Source organism: Roseobacter denitrificans OCh 114 (assembly GCF_000014045.1).
GTDB lineage: Bacteria > Pseudomonadota > Alphaproteobacteria > Rhodobacterales > Rhodobacteraceae > Roseobacter > Roseobacter denitrificans.
The window spans coordinates 1,402,782-1,426,470 of sequence record NC_008209.1; the positions used below are offsets into that span (position 1 = coordinate 1,402,782).

General features: G+C 56.9%; 21 protein-coding genes. 6 read left to right on the top strand and 15 right to left on the bottom strand.

What is annotated here, in order from left to right; all coding sequences use genetic code 11:
* Nucleotides 1–37: 37 nt before the first annotated feature.
* Nucleotides 38–1,027 carry a TRAP transporter substrate-binding protein DctP gene (gene dctP / locus RD1_RS06840; protein WP_011567731.1) on the bottom strand — a complete coding sequence of 330 codons (990 nt, stop codon included), beginning with the start codon at nt 1,025–1,027 and terminating at the stop codon, nt 38–40.
* Between the two features lie 138 nt (nt 1,028–1,165).
* Here dctP and RD1_RS06845 point away from each other — a divergent pair, with 138 nt between their 5' ends.
* Entirely contained in the window at nt 1,166–1,813 is a 648-nt protein-coding gene (locus RD1_RS06845) for a GntR family transcriptional regulator (protein WP_011567732.1), read from the top strand.
* Nucleotides 1,814–2,040: 227 nt separating this feature from the next.
* Here RD1_RS06845 and RD1_RS06850 read toward each other — a convergent pair whose 3' ends face one another.
* The 9 genes from RD1_RS06850 to RD1_RS06890 all read right to left on the bottom strand — a co-directional run bounded on the left by RD1_RS06850 (nt 2,041) and on the right by RD1_RS06890 (nt 12,306).
* Nucleotides 2,041–2,289 carry a DUF2934 domain-containing protein gene (locus RD1_RS06850; RefSeq protein WP_011567733.1) on the bottom strand — a complete coding sequence of 83 codons (249 nt, stop codon included), beginning with the start codon at nt 2,287–2,289 and terminating at the stop codon, nt 2,041–2,043.
* A gap of 308 nt (nt 2,290–2,597) precedes the next feature.
* Nucleotides 2,598–4,079, bottom strand: coding sequence for a mannitol dehydrogenase family protein (locus RD1_RS06855; protein ID WP_011567734.1), 1,482 nt, complete (start codon nt 4,077–4,079; stop codon nt 2,598–2,600).
* A gap of 182 nt (nt 4,080–4,261) precedes the next feature.
* On the bottom strand, nt 4,262–5,266 hold the full coding sequence (locus RD1_RS06860; protein WP_011567736.1) for an ABC transporter ATP-binding protein: 1,005 nt from the start codon (nt 5,264–5,266) through the stop codon (nt 4,262–4,264).
* 12 nt (nt 5,267–5,278) lie between these two features.
* Nucleotides 5,279–6,109, bottom strand: a complete 831-nt coding sequence (locus RD1_RS06865; protein WP_011567737.1) for a carbohydrate ABC transporter permease — start codon at nt 6,107–6,109, stop codon at nt 5,279–5,281.
* Between the two features lie 10 nt (nt 6,110–6,119).
* Entirely contained in the window at nt 6,120–6,986 is an 867-nt protein-coding gene (locus RD1_RS06870; RefSeq protein ID WP_011567738.1) for a carbohydrate ABC transporter permease, read from the bottom strand.
* Nucleotides 6,987–7,105: 119 nt separating this feature from the next.
* Nucleotides 7,106–8,413: an ABC transporter substrate-binding protein gene (locus RD1_RS06875; RefSeq protein WP_011567739.1), complete on the bottom strand. Its 1,308-nt coding sequence runs from the start codon at nt 8,411–8,413 to the stop codon at nt 7,106–7,108.
* 114 nt (nt 8,414–8,527) lie between these two features.
* Nucleotides 8,528–9,559 (bottom strand): LacI family DNA-binding transcriptional regulator, encoded by a 1,032-nt coding sequence (locus RD1_RS06880; RefSeq protein WP_011567740.1) that lies wholly within the window; start codon nt 9,557–9,559, stop codon nt 8,528–8,530.
* Between the two features lie 457 nt (nt 9,560–10,016).
* Nucleotides 10,017–10,757 (bottom strand): sensor histidine kinase, encoded by a 741-nt coding sequence (locus RD1_RS06885; protein WP_011567741.1) that lies wholly within the window; start codon nt 10,755–10,757, stop codon nt 10,017–10,019.
* Between the two features lie 76 nt (nt 10,758–10,833).
* Nucleotides 10,834–12,306 carry an extracellular solute-binding protein gene (locus RD1_RS06890; protein ID WP_011567742.1) on the bottom strand — a complete coding sequence of 491 codons (1,473 nt, stop codon included), beginning with the start codon at nt 12,304–12,306 and terminating at the stop codon, nt 10,834–10,836.
* A gap of 119 nt (nt 12,307–12,425) precedes the next feature.
* Between RD1_RS06890 and RD1_RS20425 the strand changes: the two genes are divergently transcribed.
* The 3 genes from RD1_RS20425 (at nt 12,426) to RD1_RS06905 (ending at nt 16,421) form a co-directional block, all read left to right on the top strand.
* The gene (locus tag RD1_RS20425; protein ID WP_011567743.1) at nt 12,426–14,369 is read left to right on the top strand and encodes a sensor histidine kinase; all 1,944 of its coding nucleotides are present in this window, start codon (nt 12,426–12,428) and stop codon (nt 14,367–14,369) included.
* A gap of 21 nt (nt 14,370–14,390) precedes the next feature.
* Nucleotides 14,391–14,852: a response regulator gene (locus tag RD1_RS06900; RefSeq protein WP_011567744.1), complete on the top strand. Its 462-nt coding sequence runs from the start codon at nt 14,391–14,393 to the stop codon at nt 14,850–14,852.
* A gap of 240 nt (nt 14,853–15,092) precedes the next feature.
* On the top strand, nt 15,093–16,421 hold the full coding sequence (locus RD1_RS06905) for a nucleotide sugar dehydrogenase (RefSeq protein WP_011567746.1): 1,329 nt from the start codon (nt 15,093–15,095) through the stop codon (nt 16,419–16,421).
* Nucleotides 16,422–16,476: 55 nt separating this feature from the next.
* Here RD1_RS06905 and RD1_RS06910 read toward each other — a convergent pair whose 3' ends face one another.
* The 5 genes from RD1_RS06910 to RD1_RS06930 all read right to left on the bottom strand — a co-directional run bounded on the left by RD1_RS06910 (nt 16,477) and on the right by RD1_RS06930 (nt 22,121).
* The gene (locus RD1_RS06910; protein ID WP_011567747.1) at nt 16,477–17,415 is read right to left on the bottom strand and encodes an acetamidase/formamidase family protein; all 939 of its coding nucleotides are present in this window, start codon (nt 17,413–17,415) and stop codon (nt 16,477–16,479) included.
* 103 nt (nt 17,416–17,518) lie between these two features.
* On the bottom strand, nt 17,519–19,168 hold the full coding sequence (locus RD1_RS06915; RefSeq protein ID WP_011567748.1) for a flavin monoamine oxidase family protein: 1,650 nt from the start codon (nt 19,166–19,168) through the stop codon (nt 17,519–17,521).
* Entirely contained in the window at nt 19,165–19,950 is a 786-nt protein-coding gene (locus tag RD1_RS06920) for a carbon-nitrogen hydrolase family protein (protein ID WP_011567749.1), read from the bottom strand. The genes RD1_RS06915 and RD1_RS06920 overlap by 4 nt, the downstream gene beginning before the upstream one ends.
* A gap of 9 nt (nt 19,951–19,959) precedes the next feature.
* The gene (locus tag RD1_RS06925; RefSeq protein ID WP_011567750.1) at nt 19,960–21,267 is read right to left on the bottom strand and encodes a glutamine synthetase family protein; all 1,308 of its coding nucleotides are present in this window, start codon (nt 21,265–21,267) and stop codon (nt 19,960–19,962) included.
* On the bottom strand, nt 21,264–22,121 hold the full coding sequence (locus tag RD1_RS06930; RefSeq protein ID WP_011567751.1) for a MurR/RpiR family transcriptional regulator: 858 nt from the start codon (nt 22,119–22,121) through the stop codon (nt 21,264–21,266). The genes RD1_RS06925 and RD1_RS06930 overlap by 4 nt, the downstream gene beginning before the upstream one ends.
* A 112-nt stretch (nt 22,122–22,233) precedes the next feature.
* Here RD1_RS06930 and RD1_RS06935 point away from each other — a divergent pair, with 112 nt between their 5' ends.
* Together RD1_RS06935 and RD1_RS06940 are read left to right on the top strand one after the other, a co-directional pair.
* Complete coding sequence (locus RD1_RS06935; RefSeq protein ID WP_011567752.1) at nt 22,234–23,043, top strand: N-formylglutamate amidohydrolase; 810 nt, start codon at nt 22,234–22,236, stop codon at nt 23,041–23,043.
* On the top strand, nt 23,040–23,681 hold the full coding sequence (locus tag RD1_RS06940) for an isochorismatase family cysteine hydrolase (RefSeq protein WP_011567753.1): 642 nt from the start codon (nt 23,040–23,042) through the stop codon (nt 23,679–23,681). Before RD1_RS06935 ends, RD1_RS06940 begins: the two co-directional genes overlap by 4 nt.
* The last annotated feature ends 8 nt before the right edge of the window (nt 23,682–23,689 follow it).

Genomic DNA, 23,689 nt, shown 5'->3' on the forward strand with positions numbered 1-23,689 from the left:
CGGCGACCGCTGCATTGCGCGGTCGCCCTATGCCGGGTTACTCGACGGCCAGCGCCATATCGAGCAAGGCCTGCCCGTCTGGCACATCCTCCACGAAGGCCTTGTAAGAGGTCTCTTGCGCCAGTGCGCGCCATTCTTCGAAGTCTTCCGCTGTCATCGCGGCGATTTCAACGCCGGCGTCTTCAAAGACCTTTACCGAGGCGGCATCCTGCTTTTTCGCTTCTTCCAGATAGAAGGCCTCGGCTTTTTCCGCAGCCGCCAGCAGGGCGTTTTGCTGTTCTTCCGACAGGCCTTCAAAGGTGGATTTGTTCATCAGAAGCGGCTGATACATGAACCACAATGCGAAATCCTCCGTCGCAGGCGTGTAGCAGGAGACCTGCTCGTAAATCCGATAGGACACGAAGGACGAGGAGGATGTGTTCGCGGCATTCAGAATACCGGTTTGCATGGCGTTGTAGATCTCTGAAGACGCCATGGATGTGATCGACGCATTCGCGCCCGCCAGCATCTGCTCGAAGGCCTTGCCCGCAGCACGTGTCTGCAAACCATCCACATCGGCAGGGCTGGTGATGCATTTGTCTTTGCCCACGAAACCACCGGCCAGATAGCCGTGGACCAGCACCATGACATCATCCTCTGCCATCTTTTCCTCAAGGGCGGCCATATAGGGCGATGCGCTCAAACGGGCGGCGTGGTCATGGTTTTTCACAAGGCCCGGCATCAGCGTCAGGTTGAACGCTGGCTGCTGACCGCCTGCGTAGCTCAATGGCAGAACGGTCATGTCCAATTGCCCGCGCGTCAGGGGGCGGTATTGTTCGCGGGGTTTGAACAGCGATCTGGAAGGGAAAATCTTGATCTCCAGATCCACATCAGCCTCAGCGACACCATCGGCAACCATTTGCGCGACCTGATGGCGAATGTCCTGGTTGGACCACTGGTGAGACAGGCGAAGCTCGGTCGCATGTGCCATCGCCCCGAGGCCCATTGCCGCCGCCACCGCGACTGTCGTTAGAAATTTCGTTTTCATGGTTTCCTCCCAAAGGTGAGCCGACTCCCTAGGGTCGGCAGTAATCCACCATTGCTCATTTGGCATTCCCAGTCAACATTCTTGTATACAATATAATAAATATTGCGTTTTGTGACGTATTTATAGTATCCGTTTCCTATGGAGCTGAAGCGCGCAGAACAGATTGCAGACTCCCTTGAACAACTCGTTTTCCAAGGGAAATACAAAGACGGTCAACGGCTTGACGAGATCAAGCTCGCGGCGCGTTTCAATGTATCCCGCACCCCGATCCGCGAAGCGCTGCAGCGGCTGGTCATGTCCGGCATGGCCGAACAAATACCGCGCAAAGGCGTTTTCGTGCGCCAGCCCGGCCCTGTGGAATTGCTGGAAATGTTTGAAACCATGGCCGAACTTGAGGCGGCCTGTGGTCGGTTTGCTGCGGTGCGAATGACGGATGAGGGATTGGAGCGACTTGCAGATGCGAACGTCCGGTGCAAGGCAGCGGTCGAAAAGAAAGACGCCGCCGGATATTATCAGGAGAACGAGGCGTTTCATCGGGAAATCTATCACGGGGCCACGAATGCCTACCTGCGAAACGAAGCCTTGCGGCTGCAGAACCGGCTCAAGCCTTATCGCCGGGTGCAGTTGCGCTTCAGGGGGCGCATGGCCCAGTCGCTCGCCGAACATGAAGAGATCATCGAGGCGCTTCGGTCCGGAGAGGCTGAGCTTGCCGCAACACTGCTGCGCGCCCACGTCACGGTTCAAGGTGAGAAATTCCAGCAACTGATGGCGGGACTGAAGAACTAGGTCCGGTTATCAAACCGCGACGGGTGCCAATTCGAAATCGGGCGGGGCTGTCCTCATCAGTCAAAAACATCCTTGCCTCGGGCTGTTGCGATACTTCGGTCGGCCGAAAGTGGCACAGCGATGAGCCATGAAGCGCATGCTGTGCGCATAGGTCGTAACTTGCCGGACTGTCACCCGGCAGTGTGCAGTGACTTGAACTTGATCACGCGGCAGGGGCCGTTCGGCGCTCAGGTCTTTGTCTTGCGCTTGGCGGCAGCCTTTTTGGCGGCGGGCTTTTTCGATGCCGCTGCTGGTTTGCGCGTCGCTGCGGCACTGGCTTTCTTCGCCGGTTTCTTGGCTTTTGGCTGGCTGGTTTTGAGCATTTCAACCGCGCGCATCCAGTGCGCGTGCTCTTGTCCCGCCGGTTGGCCCTCGTTGAGCCAGATGAAATACGCGGCTTCACGGACGGTGGATTCATCAATGTGTTTTTCGGTCATAGCAAAACTCCTTGTTGCCGAAACAGGATGTGTTAGCGCTAACCAAAATGCTGCACGTGCACAATAGTCTGCGGGCGCTCTGGTGGAAAATGTTACCCAAACGCCCCGCCAACCCGACCCGGCTGCGACACGGGGCCAACCCTGACGGGCGGCGAGGCTGCGAAATTGTCATCTCGCCGCGTGTTTGCTGCTGTTTTCTTGCAATCCAAAGCGTCATGCGGAAAACCTCGATCACATAACGCTGCCTGAAATCAAAGATTTCAACGCGTTACGTGATATTCGATGTGTGAGGTATTTGGTCAGACGCTTTATGCGCGCGCACTCTTGGTATATTCGACAAGAGCAGCCTGGCAGCCTTGCGACCAGATCATCTCCAACCACCTGATAAATGCCCGAGAGAACGTGGGGTTTTCCAATAGATCCCCGTATAGATTGGTCTGCTCAAGCCATGCCACGGGGCGTGTTTTTGCAGCCAAGGCAGCATCTTTGAGCGCATCCCAGATAGGATCGTTTGCGGCGATCTCAGAGCCATCTTCGCGCGTACCTGCACACATGCGCGCCCAGAGGGCCTCAACCAGCGCGAGCCCTTCAATGGATCGCCCTGCAGCCAGTTGATCGCGCAGAATGGGCAGCACGAATCCGGTGTGACGCGCGGAGCCGTCAAAGGCCACGCGACGTGTCGTGTCGACAATCTGCGGGTTCGCGAACCGCTGCTCGATCAGGTCAACGTATTCTGCCGGTGTCTTTCCCGGCACCGGCGCGACAGTCGGCGCAATCTCGCTTCTCTGGACCGCGCCGAAGAAGGCGCGAATGTTGGGATCGGCCATACAGCCTGCAATCGTCTCAATCCCGAGGGTTTCACCAACATTTGCAATGACCTGATGGCCCGCGTTCAGAATGCGGATTTTCATCGTCTCATATGCGTGGACATCATCCGTGAATGTCGCGCCGGTTTGTTCCCAATCCGGACGGCCTGCGCAAAATGCGTCTTCGATGACCCATTGACGGAAGGCTTCATGCGTCACTACTGCGTTGTCCTTGATCCCGAAATCGCGGGCAAGGGCGAGCTCCTTGGGACCGGTGGCAGGCGCAATGCAATCAACCATCGAATTGGGGAAGGCCCCATTTTCATCGATCCAACCGGCAAGAGCAGGATCGGACATGCGAGCGAGCGATACCACCGTCTGTCGCAGAATATCGCCATTGCCCTGCAGATTGTCACAGCTTTGGCAGGTAAAAGGCAGATGCCCGGCAGCACGACGGGCGCGAAGTGCGGCGATGATTGCGCCAAACGCCGTGCGCGGCGTATCGACATGTGCAGCATCGTGAAGCATGTCTTCGTGGCTGGCATCAAACCCCTTGGTGACCGGGTCGATATAGTACCCGCTTTCGGTAACGGTCATCGAGACGATCCGGATGGAAGGGTCCGCCATCTGACGGATCAGCGCGCCATTTCCATCCTCGATCGGCAGGTAGTCGATCATCGAACCCACCACCTCAGCCGAGGTTTTCCGAGGGTCCAGTTCGATCAGCGTGGTAAGGCAGTCCTGCGCCATCAGTTTTTCGCGCATCGCGGTATCGTAGGGGCGCACCCCCGCTCCGATGATGGCCCAGTCATGCGCTTTGCCGTCCTGCATCAGACGGTGCAGATACCAGGCCTGATGCGCACGATGGAAATTACCGACACCGATGTGAACAATGCCCGGTGTCAGGGCCCCGCGATCATAGTTTGGACGTTCAACGCGCAGTCGATCCAGCGTCGCATTTGAAAGGGCGATCAGTTCATCCATGGTCCAATATCCACGTTAAAAGGTTGTGCGATGATAGGGATTGCGGCGCGGCCCGCCGGACAGACATCCGTTTGGGTCAGGTAAGCCATGGTGCCGCCGCGCCTGCCTGTTTTGCGCAGCATGGGGTCGCGCGACCCGTCGGGCGTCACGTGTTATCCGGGATGTCTGTCCGGGCACCTGCATCAGTCTATCCGGAGGCCTTGATCATTGAACTTGTGCAGCTTGTCCAATTGGGGGGTCAGAAAGATTGGGTCGCCGTGTTTGACCTGAATATCGCCAGTGATGCGCACGGTGATCATATCCCCAAGGCCTGTATCATGGACGTGGATGAAGGTATCAGAGCCGAGGTGTTCTGCAACGCCGACGCGTCCTTCCCACATGCCTTCGGTCATGCTTACGTCCGTATGTTCGGGGCGGATGCCGATGGTTGCCGCATTGTGTTTTGCGGCCTCGGGCCCCTTGATCAGGTTCATCTTGGGAGAGCCGATGAAGCCCGCCACGAACTCGTTGCGCGGGGCGTGATAGAGGTCAAGCGGGGAGCCGACCTGCTCGATAAAGCCTGCGCGCAGTACCACGATCTTGTCGGCCATGGTCATCGCTTCGACCTGATCGTGGGTGACGTAGATCATGGTCGTCTTGAGCCGCTCGTGCAGCTCGCTGATCTCGAGGCGCATGCCCACACGCAATGCCGCATCAAGGTTCGACAAAGGCTCGTCAAACAGAAACGCAGAAGGTTCACGCACAATCGAGCGGCCGATGGCGACCCGCTGACGCTGCCCGCCGGACAACTGGCCGGGCTTGCGGTCCAGATAATCCGTGAGGTTCAGCGCCTTGGCAGCCCCTTCGATGCGGCGCTTCTGCTCATCCTCCGGCACGCCTGCCATCTTCATTGGAAAGGCGATGTTCTTGCGCACCGACATATGCGGATAAAGCGCGTAGGACTGGAACACCATGGCCAGGCCGCGTTTGGCGGGGGGGACGTTGGTGGCGTCTGCGCCGTCGATCTCGATATGCCCCGACGTGATGTCTTCAAGCCCCGCGATCAGCCGCAGCAAGGTGGATTTACCGCAGCCCGAAGGGCCGACAAACACCGTGAACTCGCCATCTTCGATGGTCAGATCCAGCGGTGGGATGACCTGAGTTTCACCGAAGCTTTTGGTCACCTGGTTGAGTTTGATTTGTCCCATTGGTCAAATTCCTTATTTTACGGCGCCGAAGGTGAGGCCGCTGACAAGTTGTTTCTGGCTGAACCAGCCGAGGATGAGGATCGGTGCGATGGCCATGGTCGAGGCCGCACTGAGCTTGGCGAAAAACAATCCCTCCGGGCTGGAGTAGCTTGCGATGAAAGCCGTCAGAGGTGCCGCATTGGCCGCTGTGAGGTTCAGGGTCCAGAAAGCTTCGTTCCACGCGAGGATAAAGTTCAGCAGCACGGTCGAGGCGATGCCCGGAATGGCCATCGGGGTCAGCACATAGAGGATTTCCTCTTTGAGGGAGGCCCCGTCCATCCGCGCCGCTTCCAGAATTTCGCCCGGAATCTCGCGGAAATAAGTGTAAAGCATCCAGACGATGATTGGCAGGTTCATCAGCATCAGAACGATGACCAGACCGACACGGCTGTCCAGAATTCCGAGATTGATGAAGATCAGGTAGATCGGATAAAGCACACCCACCGCTGGCAACATTTTGGTGGACAACATCCAAAGCAGGATGTCCTTGGTCCGCTTGGAGGGCACAAAGGCCATGGACCATGCTGCGGGCACCGCGACGATGATGCCCAGAATGGTTGAACCGCCCGCGATGATAATCGAATTCCACAGGAATTTGGCGTAGTTTGACCGCTCCATCACGGCTTCGTAGTTTTCCAGCGTCCAGTCAAAGGCGAGGAACACCGGTGGATCCGCAATCGCTGTGGCTTCGGTTTTGAAGCTGGTCAGGATCGTCCAGAGGATCGGAAAGAAAATCAGCAGACCGATACCCCATGCCAGTGCGGTATTGATGAGCTTACGTTGTTGTGTAACTGCGCGGGCCATTATGTCCTCCTCACGCGTCGAGATTCTTGCCGACGATGCGCATCAGGAAGATGGCAACGATATTGGCGAGAATGATTGCATAGACACCACCGGCAGACCCAAGTCCGACGTTCTGGCTTTCGAGCACGCGCTGATAGATCAGGTAGGTCAGCGTGCGGGTGCCAAAGGCGCCGCCTGTTGTCACGAAGATCTCAGCAAAGACCGCCAGCAAGAATATGGTCTGGATCAGGATCACAATCGTGATCGCACGGCCAAGGTGTGGCAGGATGATGTAGCCAAAGCGCTTGATCGGCGGGGCACCGTCCATTTCGGCGGCTTCCAGCTGCTCGCTGTCGAGCGACTGAATGGCCGTCAGCAGGATCAGCGTCGCAAAGGGTAGCCATTGCCAGGATACGATCATTACGATCGAGGGCATGGAGGCCTCCGAAAGCCAGGCGACCGGCTCCGCGCCGAAGAACTTCCATAAATGCGCAAACAATCCATTCACCGGATCCATGAACATGTTCTTCCAGACCAGCGCCGAGACGGTGGGCATGACAAAGAACGGGGCGATCACGAGGATGCGCACGATCCCCTGTCCCCACATGGGCTGGTTGAGCAGGATGGCCAGCAGGATGCCAAGCACAACAGTGATGATAAGAACACCACCCACAATCGTCAGGGTGGCGACAACAGAAGGCCAAAAGGCACTGGAACTTACAAACCGAACATAATTGTCAAAACCAACCCATCCAAGATCACCGCCCCGAAGCGGCAGGTATTGTTTGAACGAGAACGTCAGGGTCATGATCAGGGGAACAAGCATCCAGCCGAGGAGCAGGACGACCGCAGGGGCCATCATCAGGCGGGCCGCTGATCGAGAGTGTTGGGTTGCCATGGGGCATACCTCCTGTGTTGATCGCCGGTGGGTGATCTTAAAACGGAGCTGCAATATTGAAAGAGAAGAAACCCGGGGAGCACATGGGGGAATTGTGCCCCCCGGGTCAGGAGGAGCGCTTAGCGGTAGCCAGCAGCTTCCATCGCGTCGTTGGTCAGCGCCTGTGCTTTGGCAAGCGCTTCTTCCACGGTCTGTTGACCTGCATAGACAGCCGAGAATTCCTGGCTGACTTCAGTTGCGATACCGGCAAACTCAGGGATCGCCGCAAACTGGATACCTACGTAAGGCACTGGTTTGACGGTCGGGTTGCTGGGGTCAGCCGCAAGGATCGAATCCAGTGTCATCTGCGCGAAGGGAACCTCTTTGTAATTCGGGTTTTCATAGAGCGATGTGCGCGCACCGGGAGGGACGTTCGCCCAACCTTCGTTCGCAGCGACCAGTTCGATGTATTCTTTCGAGGTTGCCCATTCGATGAACTCTTTGGCGGCATCTTCTTTCTGCGTACCGGCAGGGATCGCCAGCGCCCAGGCCCAGAGCCAGTTCGCACGCTTCTCAACGCCTTCAGCGTTTGGTGCCAGCGCAAAGCCGACGCTGTCCGCAACGGTTGAATCGTTCGGGTTGGTCACGAAGGACGCCGCAACGGTCGCGTCGATCCACATGCCGCATTTGCCCTGCTGGAACAGGTTCAGGTTCTCGTTGAAACCGTTGGTCGCATAGCCGGTCGGGCCGGATTCAGACATCATTTCGGTGAAGAAGGTCAGCGCTTCCTTCCACTCTGGCTGGTCGAACTGTGCATTCCATTCCTCATCAAACCAGCGTGCCCCGAAAGAGTTCGCCGTCACGGTGATGAACGCGCCACCTTCGCCCCAACCGGCCTTGCCGCGTAGGCAGATGCCGTTGATGTCGGCGTCACGATCGGTCATCGCCGCCGCCGCCTCACGAATGAACTGCCATGTGGGTGCGGTCGGCATTTCGAGCCCCGCCGCTTCCATCAGGTCGGTGCGGTACATGATCATGGAGCTTTCCCCATAAAATGGCGCCGCGTACAGCGTGCCGTCGTGGCTGAGGCCGCCGCGCATTGCGGGCAGAATGTCATCCACGTCATATTCGGCGGAAAAATCATCGAGAGGGACCAGCCAGCCATTGGCGCCCCAGATCGGCGTTTCATACATGCCGATTGTCATGATATCAAAGGATCCGCCCTTGGCCGCGATATCTGTTGTGACACGCTGACGGAGGACGTTTTCCTCCAATGTGACCCACTCCACGGTGTGGCCGGTCTTGTCAGTGAAATCCTGTGTCAGACCCTGCATGCGGATCATGTCGCCGTTGTTGACTGTGGCAATTACCAAATTTTCGGCAAATGCACCGCCAGACATGACAAGTGCCATCGCCGTCGCAGTGCAAAGTGTTGTTATACGTGACATCCCGAAACTCCTCCTGGTTGGATGATGGTTAATCACTAACAGGGGAGATGGCGCGAAGTCAATTAAAAGTTATCGCGCGTAAATAAAAGGCGAGGCGCATGTCAAAACAAGTGCTTAGGCGGAATCCCTCATGATCAGGCGACCATAAAACGTCGTTTCTGTGCGATCCGAGAGCCGGTCATTATTTTCCAACATGCCAAAAAGTTCGCTGACGGCGCGATTCGCGATGGTTTCGTAGTCTTGTGCGATTGTCGTGAGCGGCGGGCATGTGAATTGTGAGAAGGGATGGTCATCATGCCCGGCGATGCGCAGATCGCAATCCGCACCATGGCCCACCCGCAACCCAAGGCTATAGGCGGCGGATAGCATCCCAATTGCCAGACGGTCGTTGCTGCACAGGATCGTGTTCGTGCTGAATTCTTTTGCAGACAAAAACCGCCCGCCCTCTGTGCGTCCGATCTCCTCAAAGTTCCAGCCCTCGCCATCAGCCTGAAAGATGCGCGGCGCATGCCCGTGGCGCTCCATACTTTGAATGTAGGCCTGCCGACGCTTGTTTGCGTTGGGGTTAGAGGGATATTTCATTTCAAAAAAACAGGGTGCTTCGCCACTACGACAAAGGTATTCCACCATTAAATCAACACTTTGATAGTTGTCCGTACCCACAAAGGCCTGACCGATGCCATCCATATTGGCGTCAAACAGAACCAGCGGAAAGTCATCGTCAAAACTCTTGACGGCATCTGCGTCAGACATGCGACCGAAAGGTGCAAGCAGAACCCCCGCCGGTTTGAGGGACCGCAAGGAATTCAGATTGTCCCGCTCCATCTCCGGGCTGCCGTGCGAACTTTGTAAAATCGGGCTATAACCAGCTGCGATGCAGGCAAGCTCAACCCGCCTGCCAATCTCCGAAAAAAAAGGGTCTGCAAGGTTTGGTACGACGATTCCTATGTTCTTGGTCGTTCGCCTGTTCTGGTTTATGGCGAAAACATTGGGCTGGTAGTCGTATTGCTTGAGGGACGCCTCGATCTTCGCACGTGTCGAGGAGCGTACGCTTTCCGGATCATTGAAGTACTTTGAAACGGTTGGGCGGGAAATGCCGCTGAGCGCGGCAAATTCTTCCATATTGCGAATTTTTGAGTGTCCCATTTTTACCCCTGACGGTAAAAAATTACGCGCGATAACTTTTTTACCGTACAAAAACCCTCTGTAAGCCGTCAAGGGCATTCGTGACCAGAGGCCGTAAACGGGCTCGGGCGACACGGAATCTGCCTATGAGCGATGCGCATTTATACTGCCTGTGCATTTTCAAAGGTGCCCGCTGAACAAGTATCAGCTGTGTCGGGTCGGTTGGTGTTTTGAGTTGAACTGTCTATACGCGGCACCTTCTGACCCTTGCAGATGCTTAAAGAAGCTTGCCTCGGCGCGGCCGGGATGGCCTTCCTAACGGCCTGAAGGTTTTTGTCTCATCTACGTATTCGAGTATGTCGTGTTCCAGGTCCTCAAAACGGCCACCCGGGCAAGTTGTCTTCTCGAAGGTCGGTTGATCATTTCAGACAAAGCGTCGCTTGTCGGTCCAATCGCATTGAGTGACGGGTGCAACCAGTTAAAGCCCTATTTTGAAACGCATCTCCAAGGCAGTGTTAAACTGGGCATCCGGTTCAATCCACGCAAGTTCGCCGCCGTGGTTGTGAACTATCTTGCGTACGATAGCCAATCCCATGCCGCTCCCCTCAACTTCGTCACGCGGTTTAAGCGTCGACATCGCTTCGAACACACGGTCGCGGTACTTCTCTGCGATGCCCGGCCCGTCATCTTGAACGCAGATTACGATTTCGCCTGCCAAGGTAAGTGAGCTCAGATGAATGTGACCGCTTGATTTATCATGGTGTTTGATGGCGTTGGATATCAGGGCCGACAAAAGCGTCAGCATGTCATGTTCACCAAACTTCATACTCTTGCATTGAAAGTCGTGCGTCACTCGAAAAGACCTGGGGAGCGACACTTGGTCAAGTACAAGGTCCAGCGCCTCGTGAAAATCAACCAGTCGCGTCGACTGTAGCCTGCCGACCCTTGAGTAAGCGAGAAGGTCCGAGAGCATCCGATCGAGGCGTCGCGTCTGTGTTTCCAACAGGTCAAAATTCTCAGCCATTGGTTTGGACATCGAATGCCCGGCTGAAACAAAGTCCTCTTTTATCCACTGCGGCACTTCCAGCAGTGCCCGAACCGAATTGCCGACATCATGGCTCAGTAAATACACGAGGTCTTCAAAGTCCTTTGAACTATTGTGCTCAACGGCCACATTCGACATGACAGTATACTGACGACCTTCACAAGAATTGATCATGGAATACCTTTGCAACAGACTGGTGTCAGTATACCTCTGAGCGCCTTAAAACCGGATTAATGGGCCTGCGTTTGCATCAACTCAGGTCTCTCAGTGCGAGTCCGATTTGTTTTGGATACTTGGCGCGCAATTGTGCCCAACGCGCCTTCTGGTTCTTTTGCCCGGAGGTGTTCGTGATCGACCACCATCTGTTTGACACGCGCTCAAGGGCGTTTTTAGGGCTAACCTCTCCTGTCAGTGCACGCATCAACCATTCGTTTAAGACACGGAAATACTCCCCCTGATTCTGCAGGTACAAGTCCGGAATGGCGGATTCGAGGCTGGCGCGCTGGACGGAAAGAAATTCAGCCGTATAGGCTTCCTTAATTCCTGCGTCTTCATAGTGTTCGGCGCGGAAGGGGTCAAAAAAGCCGTCTTTCTGGCGGACAGCCAAGGTCGACATTTCAGGCGTTGAGGCGAAAAGACAGAACAAATAGGCCACTTCCGGCTGTCGGCTGTTGCTGGCGACAACGTAGTTCCATCCCCAGTTGAAATAGGGCATGGCCAACGGTTTGCCTTGCAGGATGCCGCCCGGTATCGGCCCGTATACCATTTGGTTGCGTATGTCCGACTGTGTCGCGTTCAGGTGTTTTTGTGAGCCGCCCCAGCCAATGTTGCAGTAGACATCGCCCTGACTGTATCGCTCCCAGTTTTCGAACAAACCCAACCGAGACGCTTCGGGCGCAAGATGCGCGGTGGCCCTGATCATTTCTTCCAGCGCTTCAACGCCTTCGTCAGAGGCCACCTGCGGGGTCATTTCAGTGGAAAAAGGCCATACACCCTTGGCATGGAACCTGATCCACCACTCCCAGGCCAGGTAATTGGGGGTTCTGAACAACAGACCGCCCCACTTTCCCTCATCTGGCCGGTTGAAGAAGTCCATCTGGCGGTCGAGTTCTTCCCACGTGTCAGGGATCTTCAGGGCCCGTCCGTACCTGTCTGAATATCGCGCCTGTTCCTGTGAATCCTCCAGCATCCCCTTGTGGTAGAACATGGTGTAAGCGTCGCCATCCGCTTGAAACCCGTATATTTTCCCGTCGAATGTGTCGCCCACGCTGAATATAATGCCATCCCTGAAGCCAGCCGGCTCATACCTGTCCGCGTATTGGGAAATGGGGAGAATTGCGCCGGATGCGACCAGATCAGGCACCCCGAAGGTTGCAGGCAAGGCGACGTCATAGGTGTCAGTTCCAGTGAGAGCGTCCAGATAAAGTTCGGTGTTGATTTCGTCAAAATCGGCTTCGTGCAAAAGAACTTCGACCCCGGTCATTTCGCGGAATGCCGTGATCACAGGCCCGACATTCGCGCGCGCGCCACGCGGCAGCAAAAGACGCAACTTCAGGTTTTTGCCACCGGCCAAAGCACGCACATGTTCTGCAACAATATCGTGCAATAGCGGTTCAGAGGCCCGAGCCGTCTGCAGCGGGTTCAAAAACGCGGTTGAGGCGGTCACGCCAGCCAATACAGAACGGCGGCTGAGGTGGCCGTGCGTCGATGGTTTATTGCTCATTCCAACTGCCGATCTCTTAGGAGCGCACTGAGCGGAGCATTATAGAAGATCATTAAGGCTCCATTAATTCTCAAAGGCTACCGTCGTGCAGGGCGCGTCGCCTTACAGGAAATACCAAGATGTTTTCGCAAGAAAGATATGCAGTGGCGGGTGGAATCGTTCTTCGCCTTCGCGTTGTGTTCTTGTCGATTTTCCTGATCCTTCTCGCGACATTGATTGTCGGAACCAGCCAGATAAAAATCCAGAAAGCGTCCGTAAAACAGCTGACGGAGTCATCCGTGCCTGTGTTTGTGCGTGCCGAAGAGATGGTGCGCAACCTGACGCAACTCCTGTTGCTGGTTCAGAAAATTGACTCCGTCAGCAGTCTGGACGAATTGCCGCCTTTATCAGAGCAGCTTCAGTCCAAACTCGCCATTCTACGCTCGAACAAAACAAACATTTCAGAGTCGCCGATCTCCGTCGAGATCACAGACAGCATACTGGCCGCGCTGAGCAAAATCGACGTCGGGTTTTCCAAGGTTCTGGCGGAAAAAAAGGAAATCATCCTGCATGAACAGAACCTGTTGCAACAGGTCGAATCCCTCGAAGAGGTGCGGGAAGATATCCGCGCTTCGTTAGAGGATCTCTCTTACAGCGTCGCCCTGTCAGAAGGCGAAAACATACAGTACTTTCAGCTGCCCATTCCTGAAAACACCCAGACACAATACCGGCTGAACTTGGTTCTCGCGACGACGATCACCAAGATTTCGTTGGACGTTGAATCCGTCGTCGATACAGCCATTGGACTGCGAAACATACCTGACGCGGACCAGCTTTACATCACCCAGCAAGCGTTGCGGGCAAAACTGCGCGGGATTGTCGTTTTGATCGGACAGTTGGGGGAAAGCAGCTACCGAACTGAGTTGGCGCGGTCGGTTGTTGATATACGCAATCTGCTTTTCGGTGCGGGGGGCATGGTCAACGAAGTCGCTGAACTATTGGCGCAAAGGGCTTCGCTGGAAACCGAGAGAAGCGCACAGTTCGTGCCGATAGAAACGGTCTCGCGGCTGTCTGATCAGCTGACAAAAACGGCGCAACGCGAAATTGACCTCGCGGCTCAGAAACTCAAAGCGATTACAGACAACATGACCATCGTGTTCACGCTTGCTGCCGTCCTGTCCTTTTTTGCAATTCTCTGGACGGTCGTTTTCGTCGTTGAAAAGCAAATCAATCAGAGAATGGCGGGGCTGACCCGCTCTGTTCTGGCTATCGCAGGGGGTGAGACGGATCACGAGGTGGAAGTGTCGGGGCAGGATGAGCTTGGGAAAATGGCCAAAGCTCTTGAGGTGTTCAAGCTTAACGCGAAAGAGCTGCACCGTTCCAATGCCGAGTTGGAAAAGTTTGCCTATGTTGCAGCACATGACCTGCGTTCCCCTCTGCGCGCAATTCAGGACCTGACCGAATGGACGTTGGAGGATGAGGAAACCGTGCTTTCTGCCGATGGGTTGGAAAACATGACGCTCTTGCAAAAACGAACGCTCCGGTTGAACAACCTGCTTTCCGACCTTCTCGAATACGCGCGCGCAGGTCAGGAAAACGACGATCTGATTCACGTTTCTCTTCGGGAAGTCGTTATTGAAACGGCCGAACTGCTGGACCCTGAGAAACGGTTTCAGATCAGCTTTCAGGGCACCTGCGACAGGGTCGTCGTCTTCGCGACGCCCGTCAGACAAATCCTGCTGAACCTGATCAACAACGCGATGAAACATCACGACAGGGAAAAAGGAAAGATAACCGTGACCACACACTGCGATGCGGGTCGGATCATTTTCACAGTGGAAGATGACGGCCCCGGTATCCTGCCGCAGTACCATGGCCGCATCTTTGGTCTCTTTCAGACACTGAGGCCACGCGATGAGGTGGAAGGCAGTGGACTTGGCCTCGCCATCATCAGCAAACTTTTGGCGCATTACAAAGGCACCATCAGTGTGACCTCAGACCCGGAAATCCGCCGCGGAACCATCTTCACCTTTGATATGCCGGAGATGTCCGCAGACATGAAAGCACCCAATCTGGCTGCTTAGACCCCCCTGGAAGGCAAAAATATGGATGCTGAAGTACAAAAAACGGCAACACAGGTTGATACCGCGCCGGTGAAGTTCTTGATCGTGGATGACGATCAGGTGAGTGTGATGGCGATCAAACGCGCTTTGAAAAAGCTCAGGATCATCAACCCGGTTCTGGTTGCGAAGGACGGTCAGCAGGCCCTCGATCTGCTCAGAGGTGAATGCGGACAAGACAAGCTTCTTCCGCCCTTTTTGATCACCCTCGATTTGAACATGCCGCGTATGGACGGTTTCGAGTTTCTCGATGAAGTGCGCAAAGACCCGCAATTGCATCAGGCCGTCATCTTCGTGCTTTCCACGTCCGACGCGCCAAAGGACGTCGATGCGGCCTATGAGAAGAACATCGCCGGCTATATTGTAAAGAATGATCTGGGAAACAGTTTTATCAAGGCAATCAACATGATCGACTCCTACGCCAGAATTGTCGAGTTGCCAAAGTGAACCAGAGTGTTTCATCCAGTCGCTGAGACTGCTGTTTTATCCGGGTTGACAGTGTTCTCACCGTTTCGCGCAGCAGGTTCTGAACGATAAATATCAGTCGTGATGAAGTCGACAACCCGTCAGCCCTTTGAAACACGCGCGCGGATTGGGCATCTGCCAGTGGTCAATGTGGTTGCTTCATATCATTGCCTGCACTAACGCTGGGACAGGTTTCTGCTTAATCCCCGAACAAGGCTCGCTATGTCCGAACGTGTCAATTCCACACCACTGGAGACCATTTTAAGCAGGATAACGCAAAAAAAGGCCGTCATCGGCATAATCGGGATGGGGTATGTCGGTATTCCTCTCGCGGTGGCCGTGGGGCGGGCGGGGTATCCTGTTATCGGATTTGATGTCCTTGATGCGCGCATTGAACAGCTGAACACCTGCCAGAGCCCGATTGGTCAAATCCCGAATTCAGCATTGGAAGAGATTTCAAAGACCGGTTTTGTCGCCACGGGTGATTTCGCGCGCGTCTGTGAATGCGACGCGCTTATGATCTGTGTGCCGACACCGCTGGACAAGATGCGCGAACCTGACCTGAGTTTTATCATATCCACGATGGAAACGATTGCGCCCCACCTGAGGGCCGGTCAGATATTGGCGTTGGAAAGCACCACGTGGCCTGGCACCACGTATGAGGTTCTAAAGCCCTACATCGCGCGCACCGGCCTGACTGTGGGTACTGATTTCTTCCTTGTCTATTCGCCGGAACGCGAGGATCCGGGCAATGCCGATTTCAACACGCAGTCAATCCCCAAAGTACTGGGGGGCGATACGCAGGCGTGCCGTGACGTGGGCGTCGCCCTTTACAGCGCATTCATCGACCAGGTTGTTCCGGTCAGTTCCACCAAGGCCGCGGAAATGACCAAACTGCTTGAGAACATTCAGCGGGCCGTGAACATCGGGCTGATGAACGAGATGAAAGTCGTCGCGGATGCGATGGACCTTGATATCCACGAAGTCATTGATGCCGCTGCGACCAAACCATTCGGGTTTGTCCCGTATTATCCCGGTCCCGGCATTGGCGGGCATTGCATCCCGATTGACCCGTTTTATCTGACGTGGAAAGCGCGGGAATTTGGTCTGCACACACGATTTATCGAGCTTGCGGGTGAGATCAACGCATCGATGCCGTCCTATGTTGTCAACAAACTCATCCGAGCCTTATCCGAGCGTGGCAAGGCGTTGAAGGGCGCAAAAGTCATGGTTCTGGGGATCGCCTACAAACGCGATATCGAAGATGTGCGCGAAAGCCCCTCCGTGCTGATCATGGAGTTGTTGCGCGACTGGCATGTCGACCTTTCCTATTCCGACCCGCATGTGCCGGTATTCCCCGTGATGCGTGAACATCAATTCGATCTGTCATCGACACCTTTGACCCCTGAAACCCTTGCAGAGCAGGATGCCGTTCTGCTGCTGACGGATCACACGGGTTTCGACTATGATATGATCGCCGAACATGCGCCTTTGCTGATCGACACACGGGGCGTTTATCGCCGTCGCGGCCAAAACGTTCCCACGGCGTAATGGCGCGCAGTCGGCGCCATACCCCAACCCATCTGGTGCGTAGCAGCTATCGCCACTACCCCAAGGCAGATTTCGGGAAGTAGAAGCTTACCACCCAATTGGGCATGTCCACGATTTCCGATATCCGCAAGTCGCCCGCAACGCTGCACAGCATGTAAGCCTCAACGGGTGCAATGCCGCAGGTCGCGCAGATCCAATCAATCATCTGTCGGACCGCATCACGCGATGACTGCATAAGGTCAGGACCGATGCCCGTCGTGATCCGGTATCCTTGCTGGTCAATATGATTGGTGACGGGGCCGCTGGTTTCGAGCCGTGGGAAGGGGGATTGCGTGCCTTTTATCAGATCGACCTTGATCTCAACATCCATCGGGCTTTCGATGGCGGTGCCGCAGATCTCGCCGTCGCCCTGTGCCGCATGGGTGTCACCGAGTGACAGCAAACCACCCGCTACCTCGACCGGCAGGTAGAGCGTCGTGCCCAAACAATTGTCGCGGATGTCCAGATTGCCGCCCACGCGGCGCGGCGGTACGACGCTGTGCTGCCCTGCTTCGGCCAGCGCCAGCCCGATCGTCCCGACGAAGGGTTTCAACGCAACCTGACCGAAGGGCGCGAATACGGCGGGTCTGGCAAGCCCGGTGTCGTAGGACCAGACATGCAGGGCCGGATCGGGAAAGTCATCGGCCAGCAGCCCGAAGCCCGGAATATTCGCCGTCCAGCCCCAGCCCGAGGCATGAAAGGCCTGAAAAGTGATCGCGACGGTATCGCCCGGTTCGGCCCCCTCCACGTAAATCGGGCCGGTTACCGGATTGACCTTGTCAAAATCCAGCGCCTTCAGATCATCCAGGGTCGCCTGCGCATGCAATTGCCCGCCGGAGGCATCTATCGTCTCAACCGCGATGGTCTCTCCGGGGGCCACGCTGAGCACGGGGTCGATCGCATTGTCCCAGCCAAGGTGATGGTGGTGCTTGTGGATCGTGTGATTGCAGCTCATGTTTGGCCTCCGCTTCGGTGACATGCTGATCGTTGTGGGTGCGTTATGGATCGTGACCAGATTACCGCGTCCATGGCAAAAGGACAGTGCGCCGGTATGCGGGTCATGCGCTCAACCTCACGGGTCCGTGTTTTTCATAGGCCTCCAGCGGTGAAGGATTGGCAGGCGAGGGGGTGCCGCCGAAATGGGCGATGATCCCGGCCACGGCATTGAGCGAGGTTTGCACAGCCCCCTCGACCCATGCAGGCGTCCAGCTAACGCCATCTCCGGCGAGGAAAATACCGCGTTCGCGCGCGGGCATGTCGCTTTGTACGAAATGCCCGAACATGCGGTGATTATAGCGGTAGTGGCCGGGCAAAGCGCCTTTGAAAGCGCCAAGGAAATTCTGATCCGCCTCCCAACTGACGGTGATCGGATCGCCCAGAATATGGCTGCGGATATCCACGTCGGGATAGATTTTCGCCAAGGCCGCGAGGGCCAGTTCCACGCGTTGCTCAACCGGCAGGGGCAGCACCTTGAGCGCGTCGGTCATCCAAGCGTAGCTGAGGCAGATCACCGAGGGTTTGTCCGGCCCGTTGTCAAACAGATAGGTGCCCCGCGTCATCCGGTCCGTGAGGGTCATCGACATCGTATCACGGCCCGTGACGGGGTGTTTGTCTTTCCAGAAGGGGCGATCCACCATCACGAAGGTCTTGGCCGATTGCATGTAGCGGGTCCGGTCCAGCGCCATCCACAGGTCTTGCGAAAACAGGGATTCTTCGGTGTCGATCTGCGTGCTTAGCAGATGCGTCTGACAGGTGACGAGCACGGCGTCAAACCCTTCCGCACGCCCCCAGGCATCCGTGACCTCGATCTGGCCAGCGTCCAGCCGCCGGATGCGCTTGGCGCCCGAGCGCGTCGCCCCGTCATTGAGCGATCGCAGCGATGTGCCGGCGGGCCAGTGGACAAGGCGGTCGGGTTTATGCTGCCAGAGCTTGCGCGGCACCTGTTCCACCCCACCAACCATATAGCGTTGGTGATCGTCACATTCGGTGACGTTGACGCGCAGGATCTCCAGCATGGAATTGGGAAAATCACTGTCCCAGCCGCCCGTGCCGAAACCGACCTGCCCGAACACCTCGCGGTGGTGAAAAGTAAGCTTCTTGAATGCCTCGGAGGAGGCCACGAAGTCATAAAAGGTACGCTCGTCCCATGCGGTGACAATCGGGTTCCAGATTTCCTTGATACGCGGGATGTCGCGGTCACGTATCGCCTGTTTCAGGGCGCTGAAATTGGCCTCCTGTTCCAGTGCGGCGTCATAGGCCTGCGCGACCTCATGAAAGAGCGGTGGCAAGTCCTGCAAGGTCTGCGCGTAATAGGTCTTGCCCAGCAGGTCGATCACCGTTGATCCCGCAGCGGGGGTCAGCGGGTTGGGGAAGGGTTTGCTTTGAATGCCGAGCAGATCAACATAATGGTAGAACCCGGTGCTGGAGACGGGAAACCGCATGCCGCCTAATTCCGCGATGACGCCTTCGGCACCTTCGAAAGGTTGCGAGCGCAGGCGCCCGCCGAATTGACCGGGTTCAAACAGGATCGGGCACAGGCCAAGCTTCATCAACTCATAGCCCGCGATTACCCCAGCAGCACCCGCGCCGATGATGGCGACGTGCGCGCCGTGCGCTGCGGCAGGCAAAGTGGCCAGCCCGTCGGGATGCGCGATCCAGTCGTCATAGGCAAAGGGAAAGTCGGGTCCAAAGACGGTGACAGGCTTCATGTGATGTCTCCATAAAGGTCAGGGCGACGATCCTGCAGATGGGTTTGCGATTGCCGTGCACGCGCGAGGTCCGCCCGGTCGAGGGTCGCAAAGAGCATCGCTTCTGCCTTTTCTGCTCTCACATGATCCTGGCCGTCCGGCCCGGATAGACAGGACAGGCCATTATAGGTGAATTGCGCTTCGGCCCCGATGTAGTTGCAATAGGCCACGTAAACGCCGTTTTCCTCTGCGCGGGCCGGGACCAGACGTGTGTTGATGCTGTCAAAGGGTTCCATATTGGCGGTGGGTGTCAGGATAACCTCGGCTCCGCGCAGCGCCAGCGATCTTATCAGTTCGGGGAATTCAACGTCATAGCAAATCGCGAGGCCGACCTTCCAACCCGCTAAGTCAAAGACCTCTGACAGTGCGGCACCCGCGCTGAACTGCGCGCGATCCACATCCCCGAAAAGATGCGTTTTGTGATAGCGGGCGACCTGCGTGCCCGTGTTGTCGATGACCACGCAGGCGTTATGGGGCAGGGGGGGCGCGGGCAGGGTCAGGCCCACGACCAATGCGATGTCCTGCGTCTTGGCAATCGACGTGAGGCTGTCCAGCACCTCTGCGGCATGATCTGCATGTGTGGCGATGCGCTCCGGCCCGATGTTATACCCGCCCACGAACATTTCAGGCGTGATCAACACATCCGCCCCTTGCGTGGCGGCGGATGTCGCAGCCTCGCGCAGCGCCGTCAGTGCCGCGGCGATGCCTGTTCTCGGATGGGTCTGCCACAGCGCGAGTTTCATCGGGTATCCTCAGTACGTGTCGGCATAGGCGGCACATTTCGCATCGGTGTCCATGTCCGCCAGATGTGCGATCTCTGCGCGTTTGTGCGCGAGGTAAACTTGGGCAAATTGCGTCGGGAACCAGCCTCTGACCGTATCACTGGTGGCAAAGGCATCAAGGGCGGCTTCCAGCGTTTTGGGCAAGCGCGTGAAACCGCGCGCGCCCAATTCAGCAGGCGAGAGCAGCGACAGGTCTTCTTGTGTTGCGGCAGGCGCGCTCAGGCCGTCCTCGATCCCCTGACAGCCCGCATGGACCACCGCCGCCAGTGCCAGATGGGGGCAGGCGGCGGCATCCGCTGCGCGGTATTCGATGTTGAACTGCCGCGCGACGGAGGCAGGGTCCCGCGTTGTGACGGGACACACCCGCAACGATGCCTCGCGGTCGCGAAAGCCAAGGTTGTTATAGGCCGCCGACCAGCGGTGCGGCGTCAGACGTTCATATGACACCACAGACGGAGCTGTGAGCGCGAGGATATTGCCCATGTATCTTAACACGCCGGCGGCGAAAGCGTCTGTCAGCTTGGACATGCCGCACGGGCCGTTTTCGTCATGGGTCAGCGGCGCGCCCTCATCATCGCGGAAACTCATGTGGATGTGCACGCCGTTCCCCACGGAGGCGACGTCAAGGATCGGGGCAAAGGTTGCGGCCTCTCCCAGATGGGTGGCCGCAGAGCGGGTCAATTCACGCAGGATGACCGCCTGATCGGCGGATTTGATGCCGATTTCCGGGGCGACGACGACCTCAAACTGGTTGGGGCCGTATTCCTTCATGACACTGTCCGGGGACAGCCCCGCCTGTTTCAGCGCCCCCATCAGGGTTTCGAGCAACGCGCGCTGGCGCTCAAAGGCGCCGCGCCCGAAGCCTTGGTTGGGCTGGCCTGTGCCCTTCAGTTGAAACTCATGTTCAAAGGCGGAAAACAGGCGCGCGCCCGACAGGCGGTGCAGCCTGTCGAGAGCGTCGCGCAGAATGTGCCGGGTGCAGAAATCCCAAGGTGCGCCGTCCAGAGTTACGATATCGCCAAGCATGAAATGCTCCGCCGGGCACTCACCAAAGGCGACCTTCACGTCGCAAGCGGGATCAGGCACCAGCAGCAGATCCCCCAAAGAGCCGAAAGGGCTGTCGGCGATACTGTCAAAGCAGGTAATCTGCACGTTCGTTGGCACCCAGCCCACACCACGCTTGAGCCGTTTTTCAAGCTGATCTGCGGGAAAAGCCTTGCCGCGTACCTTGCCTGCGATGTCGCAGGTGGCGGCGAAAATCAATGGCATCGGTGTCATTCAATACTGTCCTTTTTGGTGACGCGCAGCTTGTCCCAGCTTTCGATCCGGTCCTTTGTATGCGCCCAGTTGTCTTCGGCAATGCGGGTGACGATCGCCTCTGTAATGGCGAGGGCGGAGGAATAGGTGTCCCACAGGGTGCCGGATTCGATGGGCACGGGTAAAACGTCAGAAGCATGCCGCGCGACGGGCGAAATCCACTTGTCGGTCATGACCACAACACGCGCTCCCCGCTCGTTGCGCGCCAACCCGGCAAGGGATGCCAGCGCCTTTTGATAGCGGCGAAAGTCCACAACGAAAAAGATATCCCCCCCCTTCATCCGCAGCAGGTATTCCGGCCATGTTTCCGGATCAGACGGCAGATGATAAACACCCCGCCGCGCCTGACGCAGGTGAAAGGACAGATGGGCCGCAATCGTGTCGCTGATCCGCCCGCCAATCACATAAATACTGTGTTTGGGGTTGGCCAGCAGCGCGCAGACCCGGTTGAACTGCTCTTCGGTAATCGCGTCACCGGCGATGGCCATTTGCGCGCTGGCTTTCGCCAGAAAATCAGACAGGTAGTCGCCTTCAATATGGCGATCACCCACGTGCATCTCGACCGGGCTGCGGTCGCCGTCTTTCAGTTCGGCGATCAGCGCACGGTGGAACTCCTGATACCCGGAAAGGCCGATCTTGGTCATGAAACGCGAAATCGACGGGGCGGATACCTCTGAGCGTTTGGCAAGATCCTGAATGGAGGACAGCCCTGCATAGGGGTAGTCCGAAAGGATCGCCGCCGCCAGTTTGCGCTCACCTTTGGTGAAGGTGTCGGAGGCTTGTTCTATTTTATATCTGATCTGCATATGAGGCATGCGTCTGCTCCGGTTAGGTATAGCGTGAGTGAAAAAATAATTTCAGTCAATTCAATTCTCTTGACTTTGGAAGTTTTCATTCGTCTACTTTCTGCAACTTGTGGGGAACGCCTTGACTCAATCAAACGCCATCGACGCGTCACATGCGCGAAATGCACGCCAGGGGACTGGTCCGCTGTTGGGTGCGCAGGATCCCGCGCCAATTGAAGTGTGCCATGCGGAGTCCGCCGCGCCGTTGCTGCTGTTGTGTGAACATGCCGGTCAGGTCGTGCCGCAAGCCTTGGGCGGTTTGGGGTTGCCTGAGGGGGCAATAGACGGGCACATCGGCTGGGACATCGGTGCGGAAAAGCTGGCCCGTGCGCTCGCGGAACGGCTGCAGTGCCCGCTGATCCTGCAACGCTACAGCCGCCTTGTGATTGACTGCAATCGGCCGCCCGGGTCCGAAGGGTCCATTCCGACGCTCAGCGATGATGTGCCTGTGCCGGGAAACATGGGGCTGACGGCCCATGACCGTCATCTGCGCCAGCAAGAGATTTTTGATCCGATGAACGATGCGATCACTGCTGCTTTTGAAACGCACCCCCGGCATACGGTGTTTTCCATCCATTCCTACACGCGCCACTTTCAGGGCGAAGACAGGCAGTGGGATGCGGGGTTTCTGACCCGGCAGGATGTAAAGACCGCGCAGGGTCTGATGTCGTCGATCTCAAACGCCGCGCCGGAACTGACACTGGCCCTGAACCAACCCTATCAGATTGATGACGCCAGTGATTGGTTCATCCCCCAGCACGCCGAGGCACGTCGGTTGCAACACGCGTTGATCGAGGTGCGCAACGATCATTTGCGCGATGCTGACGGTGTGGCGCGCTGGGCCGGTCTGTTGGCCCCTGCGATCCGGTCCATTCTGGAGGATACCCCATGACCCTGACCCGAAATGTGCCCCTGGTTCCAGAGCAATCCGCGCTGTTGTTCATTGACGTGCAGAACTTTGCCGCGCACCGCGAAGGCGGTGAATTCAAAGATCTGGATGCGGCGGAGTTCACGTCGAAATACGGGTGGTTCTTTGATGAGCTGGACGCGCGCGTGATTCCAAATATGCAAGCGATCCAGACCGCCAGTCGCGCGGCGGGCATCGAGGTGATGTATACCACGATCGAAAGCCTGACGCTGGATGGGCGCGATCGGTCGCTGGATTACAAGATCACCGGGTTCAACGTGCCCAAAGGGTCATGGGACGGCAAGGTCATCGACCAGATCGCGCCGCGCGGCGATGAAATCGTGCTGCCGAAATCCTCTTCCTCGGTCTTTGTGTCGACCCATATCGACTATGTGCTGCGCAACCTCGGCGTCAAGCAATTGGTGCTCTGCGGTCTGATCACGGATCAATGCGTGGAAAGTGCGATCCGCGATGCTTGCGATCTGGGCTATCTGGTCACACAGGTTGTGGATGCATGCCTGACCTACACGCCGGAGCGGCACGAAAATTCGCTCAGCACCATCAAAGGTTATTGTCGTCAGGTGACCACGGCGGATTTGCTGGCAGAACTGGGCGGGCTGTGATGACCACG

What these genes read in the sequence shown, in the direction of transcription:
- dctP (WP_011567731.1), bottom strand. Translation starts at nt 1,027, where the DNA reads ATGAAAACGAAATTTCTAACGACAGTCGCGGTGGCGGCGGCAATGGGC.
- RD1_RS06845 (WP_011567732.1), top strand. Translation starts at nt 1,166, where the DNA reads ATGGAGCTGAAGCGCGCAGAACAGATTGCAGACTCCCTTGAACAACTC.
- RD1_RS06850 (WP_011567733.1), bottom strand. Translation starts at nt 2,289, where the DNA reads ATGACCGAAAAACACATTGATGAATCCACCGTCCGTGAAGCCGCGTAT.
- RD1_RS06855 (WP_011567734.1), bottom strand. Translation starts at nt 4,079, where the DNA reads ATGGATGAACTGATCGCCCTTTCAAATGCGACGCTGGATCGACTGCGC.
- RD1_RS06860 (WP_011567736.1), bottom strand. Translation starts at nt 5,266, where the DNA reads ATGGGACAAATCAAACTCAACCAGGTGACCAAAAGCTTCGGTGAAACT.
- RD1_RS06865 (WP_011567737.1), bottom strand. Translation starts at nt 6,109, where the DNA reads ATGGCCCGCGCAGTTACACAACAACGTAAGCTCATCAATACCGCACTG.
- RD1_RS06870 (WP_011567738.1), bottom strand. Translation starts at nt 6,986, where the DNA reads ATGGCAACCCAACACTCTCGATCAGCGGCCCGCCTGATGATGGCCCCT.
- RD1_RS06875 (WP_011567739.1), bottom strand. Translation starts at nt 8,413, where the DNA reads ATGTCACGTATAACAACACTTTGCACTGCGACGGCGATGGCACTTGTC.
- RD1_RS06880 (WP_011567740.1), bottom strand. Translation starts at nt 9,559, where the DNA reads ATGGGACACTCAAAAATTCGCAATATGGAAGAATTTGCCGCGCTCAGC.
- RD1_RS06885 (WP_011567741.1), bottom strand. Translation starts at nt 10,757, where the DNA reads ATGATCAATTCTTGTGAAGGTCGTCAGTATACTGTCATGTCGAATGTG.
- RD1_RS06890 (WP_011567742.1), bottom strand. Translation starts at nt 12,306, where the DNA reads ATGAGCAATAAACCATCGACGCACGGCCACCTCAGCCGCCGTTCTGTA.
- RD1_RS20425 (WP_011567743.1), top strand. Translation starts at nt 12,426, where the DNA reads ATGTTTTCGCAAGAAAGATATGCAGTGGCGGGTGGAATCGTTCTTCGC.
- RD1_RS06900 (WP_011567744.1), top strand. Translation starts at nt 14,391, where the DNA reads ATGGATGCTGAAGTACAAAAAACGGCAACACAGGTTGATACCGCGCCG.
- RD1_RS06905 (WP_011567746.1), top strand. Translation starts at nt 15,093, where the DNA reads ATGTCCGAACGTGTCAATTCCACACCACTGGAGACCATTTTAAGCAGG.
- RD1_RS06910 (WP_011567747.1), bottom strand. Translation starts at nt 17,415, where the DNA reads ATGAGCTGCAATCACACGATCCACAAGCACCACCATCACCTTGGCTGG.
- RD1_RS06915 (WP_011567748.1), bottom strand. Translation starts at nt 19,168, where the DNA reads ATGAAGCCTGTCACCGTCTTTGGACCCGACTTTCCCTTTGCCTATGAC.
- RD1_RS06920 (WP_011567749.1), bottom strand. Translation starts at nt 19,950, where the DNA reads ATGAAACTCGCGCTGTGGCAGACCCATCCGAGAACAGGCATCGCCGCG.
- RD1_RS06925 (WP_011567750.1), bottom strand. Translation starts at nt 21,267, where the DNA reads ATGACACCGATGCCATTGATTTTCGCCGCCACCTGCGACATCGCAGGC.
- RD1_RS06930 (WP_011567751.1), bottom strand. Translation starts at nt 22,121, where the DNA reads ATGCCTCATATGCAGATCAGATATAAAATAGAACAAGCCTCCGACACC.
- RD1_RS06940 (WP_011567753.1), top strand. Translation starts at nt 23,040, where the DNA reads ATGACCCTGACCCGAAATGTGCCCCTGGTTCCAGAGCAATCCGCGCTG.